The sequence below is a fragment of the Candidatus Pelagibacter sp. Uisw_134_02 genome (assembly GCF_047720265.1).
Classification (GTDB): domain Bacteria; phylum Pseudomonadota; class Alphaproteobacteria; order Pelagibacterales; family Pelagibacteraceae; genus Pelagibacter.
Genome location: NZ_CP159813.1, coordinates 1,215,936 through 1,233,244, shown reverse-complemented (window position 1 = coordinate 1,233,244; position 17,309 = coordinate 1,215,936). Strand labels below are relative to the sequence as shown.

Sequence of the window (17,309 nt, the reverse complement as noted above, 5' to 3'; positions counted from 1 at the left end):
TTTAGAGAATAAATTTTGATAAATCGGTATCTTTTACAAGCTCATCAAGATTTTGTTTTACATACTCAGAATTAATTACAATTTTTTCACCAGCTCTATCTGTGGCTGTAAAACTAATATCATCTAAAATTCTTTCAATAATTGTATGAAGTCTTCTAGCACCAATATTTTCTACCGTAGCATTAACTTCAGATGCCATGTTAGCAATTGCATCTATACCATCTTCAGAAAATTCTAACTCTACATTTTCTGTTTTTAAAAGAGCAACATATTGTTTAATTAAACTATAATCAGGCTCTTTAAGAATTCTTTTAAAATCATCACTGGTTAAAGCTTCAAGCTCAACTCTTATTGGAAGCCTGCCTTGTAGCTCTGGCAATAGATCTGAAGGTTTAGCAAGCTGAAAAGCTCCTGATGCAATGAATAAAATATGATCAGTTTTGATAGGGCCATATTTGGTGCTTACTGTTGTCCCTTCAATCAAAGGAAGAAGGTCTCTTTGAACCCCTTCTCTAGAAACATCACCCCCAGACCTGTCAGCTCTACCAGAAATTTTGTCTATTTCATCCAAAAATACTATCCCATTATTTTCTGCAGAGTTTTTTGCAGATTTTATAATTTTATCTTCTTCTATTAATTTATCAGCTTCATCGTTAATCAAAATTTCATGAGATTCTTTGACAGTCATCTTTTTCTTTTTTTGTTTATTTCCAACAGATTTTCCAATCATTTCTCCAATATTTATCATTCCAATATTAGCTCCTGGCATTCCAGGAATTTCAAATGAAGGCTGAGAATTACTATCATTTACTGCTATTTCAATTTCGTTATCATCTAGATCACCATCTCTTAATCTTCTTCTAAAACTTTCTCTAGTAGCTAGACTCGCTTTATTACCAACTAGTGCATCTAGAACTTTTTCTTCAGCCAATCTTTGAGCTTTTGCATGAACCTCTTTTCTTTTTTTTACTTTCTCCATTGCAATAGCAATTTCAAGTAGATCTCTTATAATTTGCTCAACATCTCTTCCAACATAGCCAACTTCTGTAAATCTTGTTGCTTCAACTTTTACAAAAGGTGCCTCTGCTAATTTAGACAACCTTCTTGATATCTCAGTTTTACCAACCCCTGTTGGTCCAATCATTAAAATGTTTTTAGGTAAAACTTCATCTTTCATTTCACCTTTTAAAGCCTGTCTTCTCCACCTGTTCCTTAGGGCAATTGCAACTGCTTTTTTGGCTTTATTTTGTCCAACAACATACCTGTCAAGTTCTGACACTATTTCTCTAGGTGACAAAGAGCTAACTAGAGAACTATCTTTATGTTCACTTTTTTCTTTAGGAAAGGGAGTAACGTTTGTGTCTTTCATTAAATTTTTTCAATTTTAATATTATCATTTGTAAATACACAAATTTCAGAAGCAACTTTAATTGCTTTTTTTGCAACTTCTTCCGCACTTAAATCCGTATCTAATAAAACTTTAGCAGCAGCTAAGGCATAATTTCCACCAGATCCTATGCCAATAGCATTTCCTTCTGGTTCAAGAACATCACCTGTTCCAGAAATTATATAGCTATTTTCTTTATCACCTATTGCCATTAAAGCTTCTAGTCTTCTTAAATATTTATCAGTTCGCCAGTCCTTAGCTAATTCGACAGCAGCCCTTGGGAGGTTACCAGCATGTTTTTCAAGCTTTGCTTCTAGTCTTTCAAATAAAGTTAAAGCGTCAGCTGTTGATCCTGCAAAACCTGCAATAACATTTCTTTTTTCAATTTTTCTAACTTTTGCAGCAGTACTTTTTATGACCGTATTACCCATACTAACCTGGCCATCTCCAGCTACCACTACTTCATTATTCTTTCTTATAAGCACTATTGTAGTCATAGACTATAGATGGATATTAATTTTTATACTTCAAGTAGTTGATTACTAATATTGATATAGTTAAGTAATCTCTGTATACCTTTCAAATATTATGAGCAGAAAAGGAAAAATTTCTAGAAAAACTAAAGAAACCAGCATTAGTGTTGACCTAAATATTGATGGCAAGGGTAAGTACAAAATAAATACTGGTATAGGTTTTTTAGATCACATGCTTGAGCAGTTATCAAAACATTCATTAATAGATATAAATTTAAAAGCGAAGGGAGACACCCATATAGACCTTCATCATACAACAGAAGACACCGGCATAGCTATAGGTGAAGCTTTAAAGAAAGCACTAAAAAACTATGCAGGAATTAGAAGGTATGCTCATGCAATGATCCCAATGGATGAAACATTAACAAGAGTTGCAATTGATGTTTCAAACAGGCCTTACTTAATATGGAAAGTTAAGTTGAAAGTAGAAAAACTTGGTGAAATGGATACAGAACTTTTTAAAGAATGGTTTCAAGCATTTTCCCAGTCAGCAGGAATAACACTACATATGGAAAATATTTATGGAGACAATAGCCATCATATAATCGAGTCATGTTTTAAAGCTCTAGCAAGATCACTAAGAACAGCTTTAGAAATAGATCCTAGAAATAAGAAAAGTATTCCATCAACCAAAGGTTCTTTATAAATTTAATGAATGTCACGATTGTTGACTATAATTCAGGAAACATAAGCTCTGTAATAAATTCCTTTAATGAAGTTGCTAAAGATAAAGTCAAAATCGAAGTAACTTCAGATTTAAATAAGATTAAATCAAGTGACAAGGTGGTATTGCCAGGGCAGGGATCGTTTAAGAACTGTGTTGATGCATTAAATGGCGTAAATGGCTTAGTAGAGACACTCAATGAGTTTGTGATAACCAACAAAAAACCTCTTCTTGGAATTTGCGTTGGTTTACAGATGTTTGCAGATCTTGGTTATGAGGAAACCGAAACAAAAGGACTTGGTTGGATTTCAGGAAAAGTTTCAAAGATTGATAATAAAAATGATAAATTTAAACTTCCACATATTGGTTGGAACGAAATTAGTATTATTAAACAAAGCAAGATTTTTGAGGATATAGAAAATAAATCACATATGTATTTTGTACATAGCTATGAATTTATTCCAGAAGATAAAAATGTAATTACTGCAACAACAGATTATTCATCAAATATTGTTTGCTCAGTTGAAAAAGAAAATATTTTTGGAACCCAATTTCATCCTGAAAAGAGTGATAAAACCGGATTACAAATAATTAATAATTTTATAAATTTATAAAATGAAAAAAATATTTCCAGCCATAGATATTAAAGACAAGAAATGTGTAAGATTAATTAAAGGGGACTTTAATAATAAAACTGAATATGAAATGTCTCCAGTTGATCAAGCTGGTAAATACAAAGATCATGGCTTTAAAAATTTACACATTGTTGATTTAGATGGTGCTTTAACAGGAGAGACAGTTAACCTCGATATTATTAAAGAAATAGTTCATAAATTTGATTTAAAAATTGAAGTAGGTGGAGGCGTTAGAAGTATTGATAGTATTCAAAAATATATAGATGCAGGAGTTGAAAAAGTTATTTTAGGAAGTGCAGTTATAAAAGATAAAAATTTTTTAAAAGAAGCATGTCAAAAATTTCCAAATAAAATTGCCTTAGGTCTTGATGCTAAAGATGGATACTTGTCATTTTTAGGATGGAAGGAAAACTCTAATCAATTAACTTTAGATTTTTTAAAAGAAGTAAATAATTATGGAGCTAGCAGATTAATTTACACAGACATAAATAGAGATGGCACCAAACAAAGTCCTAATTTTGAAGAAACAACTAAAGTTGCAAATGTATCTAATTGTCCAGTAATTATCTCGGGAGGGGTGTCTTCAATTAATGATATTAAAAAAGCAAAAGGTTTAAAAAATATTGAAGGAATAATAGTTGGTAAAGCTATATATGATGGTGATATTAAATTAGATGAATTAGCGAGAGAATTAGATGCTTAAAAATAGAATTATTCCGTGTCTAGATGTTAAAAATGGCAGAGTAGTTAAAGGAATTAATTTTGTAGATTTAAAAGATGCGGGTGACCCAGTTGAACAAGCTAAAATTTATAGTGATGGTGGTGCTGATGAAATTTGTTTTTTAGATATTACAGCTTCAAATGAAAATAGAGATACTATTTATGATTTAATTGAAAGAACATCCAAAAAATGTTTTGTACCTTTAACGGTTGGAGGAGGAGTTAGGGGTGTTGATGACATTAATAAACTTTTAAATTGTGGAGCAGATAAAGTTTCAATTAATACAGCTGCCGTGCAAACCCCAGAAGTGATTATTGAAAGTTCCAAAAAATTTGGGTCACAATGTATTGTAGTTGCTATTGATGCTAAAAAAAAAAATGATGGATGGGAAGTTTACACGCATGGTGGAAGAACTAAAACAGGAGTTGATGCTGTAGAATTTGCAAAAAAGATGGAGGATAGTGGTGCAGGAGAGTTACTAATTACCTCTATGGATAGAGATGGAACAAAAAAAGGTTATGATGTAGATTTAATATCTAAAATTGAAAAATCAGTAAATTTACCCATCATTGCGTCAGGAGGAGTAGGTAGTTTACAGCATTTAGCAGAAGGAATTAGAGAAGGTGGAGCAAGTGCTGTGCTAGCCGCATCAATTTTTCATTATGGTATTTTTACAATAAAGGAGGCAAAAAATTACCTCCATGCAAATAAAATACCAGTAAGAATATAAAATGTTAAAAAATATTTATAGACCTGAAATCGATGGCTTAAGAGCACTAGCTGTAATAGGTGTGATATTTTATCATTCTGAATTTTTACCAGGGGGGTTTCTTGGTGTTGATATTTTTTTTGTAATTTCAGGATACTTGATAACTTCAATTATCTATAAAGAGTACATATATGATAAAAACTTTTCTTTTATAAATTTTTATCAAAGAAGAGCAAGGAGACTTATCCCAGCTCTTTTTGTTGTTATTTTTTTTACAAGTATAATTGCTTATAACTTTTTATTACCATATTATTTTAAAGAATATGTTCACTCCATAGTTTCTTCATTTTTTTTTAGCTCAAATTTTTATTTTCATTTCGAGGGACAGGCTTATGGAGCAAATATATTATCAATAAAACCATTTTTGCATACTTGGTCTCTAGCAATAGAAGAGCAGTTTTATTTAATTTTCCCACTATTTTTTATCATAATAGCAAAGTATTATTTTAAAAATATTAATTTAATAATAATATTTACAATTATTGTTTCAATAGTATTTTCTATTTCAATCGGTAACTCACATTCTTCATTCAATTTTTATATGCTTCCCTCAAGAGCATGGGAACTTCTTGTAGGTAGTTTTTTAGCAATTTCTCACGTGCAAAAAAAAAGAATATATGAAAAGAATTTAATTAGTTGGAATTTTTTTCCTAAAGTAGGTTTTATTTTAATCATTTTTTCATTCCTTTTTTTGGAAGGTGCTGGGAGTTTACCAATTTATTATTTGGCATGTCCAGTTATCGGATGTTGTCTAATTATCCACTACAATAACAAGAAAGATATAATAATTAGATTTTTATCGAGTAGGACAATGGTTGGAATAGGTCTAATCTCTTATTCATTATATTTATGGCATCATCCAATCTTGTCATTTGACAAAATACTAAACTTTTCAAACGGCAATCTGTTAATAAAAGCTTGTTTGATTATACTTTCAATATTGTTAGCTGTAACAACATATTTTTTTATAGAAAAACCAATTAGAAAAAGGCAATTTTTATCTACTAAAAATTTTGTATTAACTTTTTCTTTTTTTATTTTCATATTTTCGGTAATTTTAGTAAATTCTTTAGGCGTCCAAAAAGAAAGATTTCCTCCAATAGCTTCAGAATTGTATGAAAAAACTTGGTTCAAAAATAAACAATTTTTAAAACCTTGCTTCCAAAGAATTAAATATTTTTGTTCATTTAACAAAGGAGATAATGATAAAGTTTTTTTAGTTGGAGATTCAATAATGGCCTCCATCCAGGAGGAAATGAAAAAAAATCTAATTTTAAAAAGACTAAATTTTATTCCAATGACAAAATCGGGTTTAAGTAATTTAAGTATGACTAAAGATAAGGAGAATATAAAAAAAAGAATAATTAAGACTGAAAACTCAACAATTATTTTTAATTCACCATATCATGAAGATAAAAAAGAATTAGATGTTTTTGTAAAAAATATTCAATTCTTTTTGGATAGAAATTATAAAATAATTTTAATTTATCCAATCCCTCGATTTAAAGAAAATGTTTCAGAAACACTTTCTAAAAAAATTTTATTAAAAAAAACTGATTATAAAAAAAATTATATAAATATTTCGTATAGCGATTATGAAAATAAAACAAAACCAATATTTGATAGACTTGATAAGCTAAGTCACAAAAATTTATATAAATTATACCCACATAAGATTTTCTGTAACTCTGAAATTAAAAATAAGTGCATAGCTCACAATAGTGAGGAGATTTTTTTTGTAGATACTTTACATGTTGCAAAAAAAGGTTCAATATTAATCAATATAGAATTAATGAAAATTATAGATAAAATATATTAATTTAAGCACATGAAAAATTTAGAAGATTTAGTAAAAATAATAAGAGATAGAAAAAATGCAGATTTAGATAAATCTTATACTTCGTTATTATTATCTGGTGGTCTATCGAAGTGTATAGAAAAGATGCAAGAAGAGTTTGGAGAGCTAACCGATGCTTTAAAAGATAACTCTAATGTGGTTCATGAAGCTGCAGATACAATTTATCACTTACTAGTAACCCTAGAGGTAGCCAACATTAAGTTTGAAGATGTTATAGAAGAATTAGAAAATAGAAAAAAACATTCTGGTATTGAAGAAAAGAAAAATAGATAATGAGTTACGATAAAAATAATATTTTTGCAAAAATCCTAAGAAAAGAGATTCCATGTAACAAAATATTTGAAAACGAATATGTTTTCTCTTTTTATGATATTAATCCTCAAAAAAAAATTCATGCACTAGTAATACCTAAAGGAGAATACATAAATTTAGATGATTTTAATCAAAGAGCTTCCAATCAAGAAATAGTTGCTATGAGTAAAGCAATTTCTGAGGTTGCTAATATCCTGGGCATATCGATAGAAATAGGAAAAGGTTATAGAGTGCTCACTAATTTAGGTGAACACGGAGGACAAGAAGTTCCACACCTGCATTTTCATTTATTTGGAGGTGAAATAATAGGAAAAATGGTTGAGTGATAATAAAATTTTTAGATATTATTTAGAAATCAATTCTTTAGAAAACTTTAAAGAAGTGAAAGAACCATCACAAAAATATTCTGTAGAATTAGTTAAACCAAAAAATTTTCAATTAAACAAATTTTTTTATAAAAATATTGGCAAAAATTATCAGTGGGTTGGAAGACTTGTTTGGAAAGATTTAAATTGGATTGAATATATTTCTAATGAAAATCTTTTTACGTATATCCTTAAAGATGAAAATGAAATTGCTGGCTATTTCGAACTGTTGTTTAATAGAAAAAATAAAGTTGCTGAAATAGCTTATTTTGGAATTTTAGAAGAATATTTTGGAAAAAAATTAGGGGGATTTCTTTTAAGTGAGGCTATTAAAAATTCATTTTCTTTAGGATGTAAAAGACTTTGGGTTCATACTTGTTCTTTAGATCATAAAAATGCTTTAAAAAATTATTTAGCAAGAGGGATGAAAATTTTTAAATCTGAAACTCTGGTTAGATAAATTTTTTTTAATTATTTTTTGGTAAGGTGAATATATTTTCATCCACGTTTTGATTTATTTTGACAGAATGAATGAAAGTAATGCTTAGATTTTGAAATATATCTTCTATTTGCCAACCAATTAAATTAAAATTCTCTTTGTCAAAAAATATATTTAACTCATTATTTCTTTCTAAAATTTTAAAATTTAAATATTTTTTATCAATCTCTCTTGGTTCTAGTGATTTGATTTTAGAAATCAGGTAATCTTTATCTAATAAATATTCTAAAGGCGTCCTATTAAGTGAATAAAAATTATAATTATTTTGATTAGCAATTTTAATTACTAAAGATTTTCCATTAGAAACAATAATTTTTTTATTAACCCCATCATATTTACAATAAATTTTTTTTGGATATTTTATGATGCATTTTCCTTTTTCACTTTTATTATCTATTGTTTGTGTAAAATTAAAACTTAAGTTGCTGGTTATTTTCATTTGAGAAATTATCATTTCTTTAACAGCTGATGAAGCAGGATTATAAATGTTTAGAATAATAAATATTATTATAATTCTAAACATTATAGAACATCTCTTTTGCCTACATGGTTTGCTTTACTAACAATTCCATTTGCTTCCATCATATCTATTATTCTTGCAGCTCGGTTGTATCCTATCTGTAATTTTCTTTGTAAAAATGAAGTAGAAGCCTTACCCTCAGACCTAATAATATCTAATGCAGCTTGGTATAATTCATCTCTTTCATCAGCATTAGAAGCCTTCTCATCAATACTACTATCATCAGTAAAATTTAAAATTTCATCAATATAGTCTGGCTCTGCCTGCCCTCTTAAATAATTATTCACTTTCTCAATTTCGTTGTCAGAAACAAATGGTGCATGAATTCTAACTATTCTATTAGCTGAAGACATGTAAAGCATATCACCCTTACCCAATAATTGTTCTGCTCCCTGTTCCCCTAAAATTGTTCTACTATCAATTTTGGATGTTACTTGAAAGGATATTCTTGTTGGAAAGTTTGCTTTGATAGTTCCAGTAATAACATCAACACTAGGTCTTTGAGTGGCCATTATAATGTGAATACCAGCGGCTCTAGCCATTTGAGAAAGCTTTTGAATGTAATTTTCTATTTCTTTTCCAGCAACAAGCATTAAGTCAGACATCTCATCAACTACAACCACTATATAAGGCATTGGAAGAGAATGTTTTGTGTTGTAACTATCTATATTACGAACACCTTCTTTAGTCATAAGCTTGTACCTATTTTCCATTTCCTTAACAACCCAACCTAATATAGAAGCAGCTTTTTTGGCCTCAGTAATAACAGGACAGAGTAAGTGAGGTATGCCTTCATAAGTTGATAGTTCTAACATTTTAGGGTCAATTAAAATAAACTTACATTTGTCAGGTGGGTGTCTATAAAGAAGAGAAAGAATAATAGTATTAATACAAACAGATTTTCCTGAACCAGTAGTTCCAGCAATTAATAAATGTGGCATAGAAGCTAGGTCTCCAACAACAGGAATTCCTGAAATATTTTTGCCTAGCGCAATTGGCAATCTAATATCTTTTTTTGAAAAATCGTTATTTGAAAGGATTTGACTGAGATAAACATTTTCTCGGGTTGCATTAGGAAGCTCAATACCAATAGTGCTTCTTCCTGGGATTGTTGCTATTCTAGCAGATTCAGAGCTTGTATTTCTAGCAATATCGTCTGAAAGATTAATAATCTTAGAAACCTTAACGCCTGCAGCTGGCTCAAATTCATTTAAGGTTACAACGGGTCCATGACTAACTTTTTTTATGTTTCCATTGACACCAAAATCGAGGAGAATTTTTTCTAAAAATTCGCTATCAATGTAGTCATCATCTTTAAGTTTCTCCTTATCTTTTTGAGTTAAAATTTTTAATAAATCAATAGAGGGTAATTTAAATCTGATTTTATCATTTTTTTGATTTTCATTTTTTATAAAAGGTAAGTCCTCTTGAATTAGACTTTTTATTTTTTCTTGAGGTATAAATTCACTAATTACCTCATTTTTATTAGTATAATTTTTTGTTTTTTTTGAAAATAAATATTTAAATATTGTTTTGATAGAATTATAAAATAAATTTATTTTAAATTGAATACTAATTAAGAATAACAATAAAATTGATAAAAGAAGTACATAATATGAAATTTGAGAGTTGTAATTTATTATATAATTTAAAAAAGTTTTCTCTAAATGTTTTCCAACAAACCCCCCGTTGCCATTAATATAAAGCTCAAATGTAATTGGATAAAAAAAAGAAAAAAAAAGACAGCCAATTAAAGTATATAAAATTGTATAAAAAATAGTCTTGATAAATAATAAAATTTTCTTATTTTTGATAATGTTTATTCCAGACACCATAAGACTAAAAGGAATTAACAGGGCTATTACCCCAAATGACTGAAAGAAAATATCTGCTGTAAAACTACCTCGAAATCCAAAAATATTTTTAATATTATTGTTCTCGGGAAAAATAAAATTTGGATCTTCAGAAGAAAAAGTAATTAATGAACCTAGTAATAAGATACCTGTTATCAAAATAGCCGCACCAATAATTTCAATAACTCTATTTATGCAGAAATTAATTGCATTGTTTGCTAATATTTTTAATTTCATAAAATAATCAATCTAATTAATCACTTTGTATCATCTAATTTTTATTGTTAAAATTAAAAATTATTATGAATATCTGTATTATAGGGGATGGTCTCACCAGTCTATCATTAGCCAAAAATCTTATAAATAAAAAAATTAATGTTCATTTTTATCATAAAAATAAAATAGAAAATTTATCAACTAACAGGACAATTGGAATATCTAAAGATAATTTAAAATTTTTTAGAAAAGAAATCTACATGATGGATATGAAATTTTTTTGGGAAATTAAGAAAATTGAAGTTTATTCAGAAAAATTAGGAAAAGAAAATTTGTTAAATTTTGAAAATGAAAAAAATAACTTATTTTACATGTTAAAGAATAATGAACTTTATAGTTTGTTAATAAATGAGTTATCCAAAAGTAAATACTTTAAAAAAATATTTATTAAAAATAAATCAATTTATATAAATCTTCAAAAAAAATATGATTTGATAATAAATTGTGAATCAAAAAATTTAATAGCTAAAAAATATTTTTCGAAAACAATAAAAAAAAATTATCATAATTTAGCATATACTACTATTATAAAGCACAATTCATTAAAAAATAATACTGCAATTCAGATATTTACTAAATATGGTCCAATAGCCTATTTACCAATTTCAAATGTAGAAACTTCTGTTGTTTATTCTTTAGACATAAAACAGAATAAATTTAATAAAAAAGAAATTACTGACTTGATAAAAAATTACAATCCAAAATTTACAATAAAAAAAATTTATGATTTTCAAAAGTTTGAATTAAATTCATCTAGCTTAAGAAATTACTATCATCAAAATATAGTTGCTTTTGGTGATTGTCTTCACAAAATTCACCCTTTAGCCGGGCAAGGTTTTAATATGACCATTAGAGATATAAAAATTATTTCATCAATAATCCAAAATAAAATTGATCTTGGAATGCAACTAGACACATCAATATTTAGTGAATTTGAAAAAAAAACAAAACATCTTAATTTTATTTTTTCTAGTGGAGTTGACTTTATTTATGAGTTTTTTAATTTAGACAAAAAATTTAAATATAAGGGTTTAAATAGAATATTGAAAGTTTTTGGAAAAAATAAAAAATTAAATAAAACTTTAATTAAATATGCTGATAAAGGATTAAACTTTTAATAATTATTGTATAGTTGTATTATCAAAGTTATCAAAAGTATAAGTGCTTAAAATTTCAGCGATCATATCCTTTCTGATACCAAGGTTTTGGCTTTCCAACAAAGCTTGTTTTTCTTCTAAAGAAAAAGGGGAGGCCATTGCCAAAGCATTAATTGTTTCATCTAAATTTTGTTTTTCAAGTGATTTCCAATTAATAATATATCCTCTTTTATCAAATAATAGCTTTAAGTCTTTAAAAATTAATTCAAGATCAGAAAATTTTAATTGTACTTTTTCATTATTCATGTCCTCCTTGTAATCACTAAAGTTAACTTCACACTCTCTATAAGATTTATCATTTTTAATTTCTTTAATAATTTTAAATCTAGTTAACCCAGTAAGCTCAATTAAATATGTACCATCAGATGTATCTTGAAATTTAACTATTTTGCCTAGACACCCAACTTCATGCAAATCTGTAACTGAATTATTTATATTTTTTTTTGGCTGTATTAAACCAACCAACTTATTGTTCTTCATGCTGTCATTAATCATTTCTATATATCTTGGCTCAAATATATTTAGTGGCACTGTTGTACGAGGAAAAATAATAAAATTGCTTAAAGGAAAAACAGAAATAATTTTAGGAAGATTTACCATAGATAAAATATACACTTATATGATATTATTTTAAATTAAATAATAACAAACATGCATAATCAGGAAATTATTTTAAAAAAAGCCGCAGCTTTAATTGAAAAAAAAAATTATACAGAAGCAAAATCTATATTATTAGGATTTATTGAAAATATAAAAAATATTAAAATTGATAATAGGTTTTATTATTACTTATATTTAGTTTTTGATGGATTAAGAGAAGTGCAGAAAGCTAAAAATTATTTAGAGAAATATCTAAAAATTAATAGTAACAATCATATAGCCCTTAATAACCTGGCTAACATTTTTCTCAAAGAAAAAAATATTATTAAAGCAGAAAAATTTTATTTAAAATCTATAGAAAACAAGAATGATTATCTAATAGCAATTATAAATATAGCAATATTTTACCAAGAAATAGGTAGACTTGAAGATTCTAAAAAATTTTATCTAAAGGCAATTAATCTATCTCCAAAACGAATATCAATTTATTATAATTTAAGCAAGATCGACAAAGAATTTATTGATGAAAAAAAATTAAAATATTTATCTGATATTATAAATAATGACAAAATAGAATTAATAGATATGGCGTATGGATATTTTTTATTAGCTGAACACGAAAGAAAAAAAAATTTTTTTAAGAGGGAGTTAGATCTATTAAAAAAAGCACATCGATACTTATTTGAAGCAGAATTAAATATTAATAATCAGAGTTTAAATTATTGGTTAAATGTTATTTCTAAAAAATATAATAGATTTAGTTTTATAAAAGAAAATAAAAAAAATGAGTTAATAAACATGAGTCCAATTTTTATAATTGGATTACCAAGATCAGGCTCAACAATAGTTGAGACTATGTTGTCATCTGGAAATTCGAAAGTAGAAAATCTCGGAGAAACAAATATACTTAATGGTGTTGTAGTTAGTACGCATAATGCACTTAAGAATAATGAAAATTCTAAAATAGATTTAGAATTAATTAACAATACGGTTTTAAAATTAATGAGGGATAGAAATTTTTTAACAACAAATAGTAAATTTTTTACCGACAAATCTTTAGAAAATTTTTTGTATATTGATATAATTTTAAAAATTTTTCCAAAGGCTAAATTTGTAAATACTTTTAGAAACATCGAAGATAATATTTTTGCAATTTTTCAATTGCCCCTTCCAAAAATTTCTTGGACTAATTCAATAGAAAGTATTTTAAACTACGTTGATAATTATTTAAAAATAATTAAATATTTTAAAAATAAATATCCTGATCAAATATTATCATTAGATCTTGAAGAATTAACAAAAAAACCTGAAGAAATTTCAAAAAAACTATTTTCTTTTTGTAATTTAAAATGGAATGAAGAAGTGCTTAATTTTTATAATAGAAAAGACTTGCACATAACAACAGCCAGCAACATTCAAGTTAGAAAAAAAATCAACAGATATGATTATGAAAAATATAGATATTATAAAGAATTTCTAAAAGCTTTTTCCGGCAAATATGATTGGATAGGTTAACAATAATTTTATTATTGATTACGATAAAAAAAACGTCTATTTATAATATTTTTATAAGCGGGTCTAGCTCATTGGTAGAGCGAATCGTTGCCAACGATTAGGTAGAGGGTTCGATTCCCTTGACCCGCTCCAATAAATTTATAAATGAATGATCTTTTAAATAAAAAATGTGTACCTTGTGAGGGTGGCGTTATACCCTTTGATATAAGCGAAATACATAAATATCAAAAAAGAGTAGATGGATGGGATGTAAAAGAAGATGAAAAAAAAATTTATTTTTTAGAAAAAAAATTTATTTTTAAAAATTTTATTAGCAGCCAAGATTTTATTAATAAAATTGGAAAAGTTTCAGAGGAAGAGGGTCACCACCCAGATATTTCTTTTGGATGGGGTTATGCCAAGATTATAATTACTACTCATGCTATAGAAGGATTGTCAGAAAATGATTTTATTTTAGCTGCTAAAATTGATCAGATTTTTAATGCCTAAAATGTCTTGTTTTAGAGAATATTAAAACTGTATCAGTTTGATTTGCAAATTTAATTATCTCTTTATCTCTGATTGATCCAGAGGGCTGTATTACAGCAGAAACACCTGATTGTACTAACTTTTCTATACCATCAACAAATGGAAAAAATGCATCAGAAGCTGCAACTATATCATCATTTAAATTTTGGAATTTATTCATTTTATCTATTGCAATTTGACAGCTATCAAGTCTACTGGGTTGTCCAGAACCAATACCTACAGTCGCTTCACTACAAGCTAAAACAATTGCATTAGACTTTACATATCTACATATATTGAAAGCAAAAATTAAATTTTTTAATTGAGACCTATTAGGTTTTCTTTTTGAAACAATCTTAAAATCTTCAATATTAAATTTCTTTATATCTTCAGATTGTGTGAGAATAGATTCATTAGTTGAATTAAATCTCATTAGATTTTTAATTGTAAAGGATGAAGCATCAATAAGACGTAAATTTTTTTTCTTTTTTAAAATTTTTAAAGCATTGTTATCAAAGCCATTTGCAATGATAACTTCTAAGAAAATATTATTGAGCTCTTTTGCTATAATATTGTTTATTTTATAGTTACATGAAACTATTCCTCCAAAAGCACTAATAGGATCGCAAGCCAGTGCTAACTTATAACTTTTTAATTTATCTTTATTAATAGAAACGCCGCTTGGGTTAGCGTGCTTAACAATAACAGTTCCTAAATTTTTAGGTAACGATTTAGAAATAGTTAGAGCAGAAAAAATATCATTGTAATTATTATAACTTAGTTGTTTACCATGAATTTGTTTAATATTTAAACTTGGATTTGTTGAATAAATTGCAGCTTCCTGATGTGGGTTTTCACCATATCTTAATTTTTCAATTAAATTTCCATAAATGATTTTTTTTCTTGGTAAATTATTATTTTTAATTTTATTAAAATAATTTGAAATTACTGCATCATAATAAGCTGTTTCAGAAAAAGCTTCTAAAGACATTTTTTCTCTAAATCCAATAGAGCTAGAACCCTTATTTTTTTCTATTTCATTAATTAGTTCATCATATTGATCTGAAGAAGTAATAACAGCAACATCATTATAATTTTTTGCAGCTGCTCTAACCATTGTTGGTCCCCCAACATCAATATTTTCTATGATTTTAAGATGGTTCGTTGTTTGCTCTAGAGTTTTTTCAAAGGGGTAGAAGTTAACAATTACAAGGTCTATTTCATCAAAATTATTTTTTTTTAAATCTCTAATATGATATTTGTTATTTCTTTTACTTAAAATTCCAGCATGAATCTTTGGGTGTAGTGTTTTTACTCTCCCACCAAGTATTTCAGGAAAATTCGTATAATCTGAAACTTCTAAGCATTTATACTTGAGTTTCTTGATTTCTTTGTAAGTGCCACCAGAGCTTATTAATTCAATTTTATATTTAGTTAAAATTTTTAAAAGATTTTTTAATTTTTTTTTATCAGAAACTGAAATTAATGCTTTTTTGATTTTTTTCATCATAGTTTTGTAATTTCCCACTTTATAGTCTGGTTTTTATCATTAGTCATTCCAGAAATAACTATATTTTGATTATCCACAAATGAATTTTTTTTACCAAAATATAACCCATCATCTATAGTCATATTATTATTATTAGAATTAAATTTCCATCCTTCACCATCAAGATCTATAAATATAGATTTATTATCTTGGGTCTTCATTATTTTAATATTAGGCTCTAAATGGAATCTAATTTCAAATTTTAAATTTTTAATATTTTTTTTTGAAATTAACTTATCATGCCCTACAAATTTTATTTGCTCAGGGTAAAATTCAATTTCCCGTTCATGAATTATTCCATATTGTTTAAAATAACCATCATGTGACGCATTAATTTTCCAATAATTTTTCTCAAATACAATATTTTTTTTTAATATTTTAACTCCAAAAGTAATTTCAGAACATTCATTTTTAGTTTTTTTAAATTTGCATGAAGATCTGTCATCTAAAATTAGCGTGCTATGCACTGCACTAGATTTTGACAATTCATTCAATTGGTGATTTTGATTTTGAAAATAACCTGAATTACAAATTAATTTTTTACCATTTGATATTATTTCAAGGGATAGAGCGCCAGCTTGATAGCTAGAAGAAAATTTTTTTTCAGGACTCGCGCCAATGTCCATGATTAATGAGATTTTTTTATCATTAAGATTTGCGTATCCCCCCAATTCACTACTTTGATTTTTAAAACTATACCCAAGTTTTTTTAAGTAATGATCAAAATCAAAATTATTTGTTTCATGGTTTCCATTAAAAAGTAAATCAACCTTGTTATTCTGCCAAGTGAAAGCATAGGCTTGACCCAAATAATATATATTTTCATTAATAATTTCGGGTATTTCACTTTGAGATTCTTTAAACCACTCTCTAATTAAAATAAAATATTTTAGGTAAAAACATAATTGTCTTATACTTCTTGATTTTGGAAAACCATCATTGTCAAAAGAGAATTTTGTAAGTTTTCTCAATAAGTTTAGTCCTATTTTTAAATGTTCATCTTTGTCTTGATATGATAATCCTATTAAAATAATAGCAGCACAACCTATCATTTTATCATCAACCCATTCTGATCGCTCAATTTCATTAATTAAATGGTTGATTTGTTTTTTTATTATTCCATTGAATTTTTTTTTATAATCAATACTGCTATCTTCATAAGTGAGCCTAGAATTAGAAGTCCATGCAATTATCCTTTTTGCAACTATATCAAACTCCCAACTCTTTGAGTTATATCGATGATTTTTATTTATCCACTGTAAAATTATATTTTGAGTATCTTTCTTTGAAGATTTTAAATCTAAACTAAATAACCAAAAAAAACTATTTAAATTTTTATAGTCTTTTTCTCTTAAGTTTTTGTTTTCCCAAATTTTATTAAATGAATAATTTTCAATATTAATTTTTTTTTTATCATATCTTATAAAAGAGTCTAAAAAATTAGGACTTGGACAATAATTTAATGAGCCAACAATAGAAGGTGTAATTTTTCTATTATAAATATTTGAAACTAAATACAAAAAGCGAATTTTTTTTTTAGAAAATGTATACGACCTATTAATAAAATTTAATAAATTATTAAAAATCAT

18 protein-coding genes and 1 tRNA gene are annotated in these 17,309 nt (G+C 26.7%); 12 read left to right on the top strand and 7 right to left on the bottom strand.

Annotation, left to right across the window (positions count from 1 at the left end; genetic code table 11):
• Position 1 precedes the first annotated feature (1 nt).
• A complete protein-coding gene (gene hslU, locus ABXT56_RS06720; RefSeq protein ID WP_415299961.1) occupies positions 2–1,369 on the bottom strand; it encodes an ATP-dependent protease ATPase subunit HslU in 1,368 nt (455 codons plus the stop codon).
• Positions 1,369–1,884 carry an ATP-dependent protease subunit HslV gene (hslV, locus tag ABXT56_RS06715; RefSeq protein ID WP_415299959.1) on the bottom strand — a complete coding sequence of 172 codons (516 nt, stop codon included), beginning with the start codon at positions 1,882–1,884 and terminating at the stop codon, positions 1,369–1,371. Before hslV ends, hslU begins: the two co-directional genes overlap by 1 nt.
• A 91-nt stretch (positions 1,885–1,975) precedes the next feature.
• Here hslV and hisB point away from each other — a divergent pair, with 91 nt between their 5' ends.
• Genes hisB through ABXT56_RS06675 form a run of 8 tightly spaced genes read left to right on the top strand, consistent with a single transcriptional unit; the run spans position 1,976 to position 7,704 of the window.
• On the top strand, positions 1,976–2,566 hold the full coding sequence (gene hisB / locus ABXT56_RS06710; RefSeq protein ID WP_415299957.1) for an imidazoleglycerol-phosphate dehydratase HisB: 591 nt from the start codon (positions 1,976–1,978) through the stop codon (positions 2,564–2,566).
• A 5-nt stretch (positions 2,567–2,571) separates the two neighbouring features.
• A complete protein-coding gene (gene hisH, locus ABXT56_RS06705) occupies positions 2,572–3,198 on the top strand; it encodes an imidazole glycerol phosphate synthase subunit HisH (protein WP_415299955.1) in 627 nt (208 codons plus the stop codon).
• 1 nt (position 3,199) lies between these two features.
• Complete coding sequence (gene hisA / locus ABXT56_RS06700) at positions 3,200–3,922, top strand: 1-(5-phosphoribosyl)-5-[(5-phosphoribosylamino)methylideneamino]imidazole-4-carboxamide isomerase (RefSeq protein WP_415299953.1); 723 nt, start codon at positions 3,200–3,202, stop codon at positions 3,920–3,922.
• Positions 3,915–4,670 carry an imidazole glycerol phosphate synthase subunit HisF gene (gene hisF / locus ABXT56_RS06695; protein WP_415299951.1) on the top strand — a complete coding sequence of 252 codons (756 nt, stop codon included), beginning with the start codon at positions 3,915–3,917 and terminating at the stop codon, positions 4,668–4,670. Before hisA ends, hisF begins: the two co-directional genes overlap by 8 nt.
• A gap of 1 nt (position 4,671) precedes the next feature.
• A complete protein-coding gene (locus ABXT56_RS06690) occupies positions 4,672–6,528 on the top strand; it encodes an acyltransferase family protein (RefSeq protein ID WP_415299949.1) in 1,857 nt (618 codons plus the stop codon).
• A gap of 9 nt (positions 6,529–6,537) precedes the next feature.
• Positions 6,538–6,840 (top strand): phosphoribosyl-ATP diphosphatase, encoded by a 303-nt coding sequence (hisE, locus tag ABXT56_RS06685; RefSeq protein WP_415299947.1) that lies wholly within the window; start codon positions 6,538–6,540, stop codon positions 6,838–6,840.
• Positions 6,840–7,205, top strand: coding sequence for an HIT domain-containing protein (locus tag ABXT56_RS06680; RefSeq protein WP_415299945.1), 366 nt, complete (start codon positions 6,840–6,842; stop codon positions 7,203–7,205). The genes hisE and ABXT56_RS06680 overlap by 1 nt, the downstream gene beginning before the upstream one ends.
• On the top strand, positions 7,198–7,704 hold the full coding sequence (locus tag ABXT56_RS06675) for a GNAT family N-acetyltransferase (RefSeq protein WP_415299943.1): 507 nt from the start codon (positions 7,198–7,200) through the stop codon (positions 7,702–7,704). The genes ABXT56_RS06680 and ABXT56_RS06675 overlap by 8 nt, the downstream gene beginning before the upstream one ends.
• Before the next feature lie 7 nt (positions 7,705–7,711).
• On the opposite strand, the gene ABXT56_RS06670 is transcribed toward ABXT56_RS06675, so the two are convergent.
• Positions 7,712–8,266, bottom strand: a complete 555-nt coding sequence (locus ABXT56_RS06670; protein ID WP_415299941.1) for a LolA family protein — start codon at positions 8,264–8,266, stop codon at positions 7,712–7,714.
• Positions 8,266–10,353 (bottom strand): DNA translocase FtsK 4TM domain-containing protein, encoded by a 2,088-nt coding sequence (locus ABXT56_RS06665; RefSeq protein ID WP_415299939.1) that lies wholly within the window; start codon positions 10,351–10,353, stop codon positions 8,266–8,268. The genes ABXT56_RS06670 and ABXT56_RS06665 overlap by 1 nt, the downstream gene beginning before the upstream one ends.
• A 65-nt stretch (positions 10,354–10,418) precedes the next feature.
• On the opposite strand from ABXT56_RS06665, the gene ABXT56_RS06660 reads away from it, so the two are divergent.
• Positions 10,419–11,510: an FAD-dependent monooxygenase gene (locus tag ABXT56_RS06660; RefSeq protein ID WP_415299937.1), complete on the top strand. Its 1,092-nt coding sequence runs from the start codon at positions 10,419–10,421 to the stop codon at positions 11,508–11,510.
• Between the two features lie 3 nt (positions 11,511–11,513).
• On the opposite strand, the gene ABXT56_RS06655 is transcribed toward ABXT56_RS06660, so the two are convergent.
• A complete protein-coding gene (locus ABXT56_RS06655) occupies positions 11,514–12,164 on the bottom strand; it encodes an LON peptidase substrate-binding domain-containing protein (RefSeq protein WP_415299935.1) in 651 nt (216 codons plus the stop codon).
• A 36-nt stretch (positions 12,165–12,200) separates the two neighbouring features.
• Here ABXT56_RS06655 and ABXT56_RS06650 point away from each other — a divergent pair, with 36 nt between their 5' ends.
• The 3 genes from ABXT56_RS06650 to ABXT56_RS06640 all read left to right on the top strand — a co-directional run bounded on the left by ABXT56_RS06650 (position 12,201) and on the right by ABXT56_RS06640 (position 14,153).
• Positions 12,201–13,664 carry a tetratricopeptide repeat-containing sulfotransferase family protein gene (locus tag ABXT56_RS06650; protein WP_415299933.1) on the top strand — a complete coding sequence of 488 codons (1,464 nt, stop codon included), beginning with the start codon at positions 12,201–12,203 and terminating at the stop codon, positions 13,662–13,664.
• Between the two features lie 57 nt (positions 13,665–13,721).
• Positions 13,722–13,796, top strand: a tRNA-Gly gene (locus tag ABXT56_RS06645).
• 12 nt (positions 13,797–13,808) lie between these two features.
• Positions 13,809–14,153, top strand: a complete 345-nt coding sequence (locus ABXT56_RS06640; RefSeq protein ID WP_415299932.1) for a 4a-hydroxytetrahydrobiopterin dehydratase — start codon at positions 13,809–13,811, stop codon at positions 14,151–14,153.
• Here ABXT56_RS06640 and purH read toward each other — a convergent pair.
• Both purH and ABXT56_RS06630 read right to left on the bottom strand, forming a co-directional pair.
• On the bottom strand, positions 14,143–15,678 hold the full coding sequence (gene purH / locus ABXT56_RS06635; RefSeq protein WP_415299930.1) for a bifunctional phosphoribosylaminoimidazolecarboxamide formyltransferase/IMP cyclohydrolase: 1,536 nt from the start codon (positions 15,676–15,678) through the stop codon (positions 14,143–14,145). The genes ABXT56_RS06640 and purH overlap by 11 nt on opposite strands.
• On the bottom strand, positions 15,678–17,309 hold the full coding sequence (locus ABXT56_RS06630) for a heparinase II/III family protein (protein WP_415299928.1): 1,632 nt from the start codon (positions 17,307–17,309) through the stop codon (positions 15,678–15,680). Before ABXT56_RS06630 ends, purH begins: the two co-directional genes overlap by 1 nt.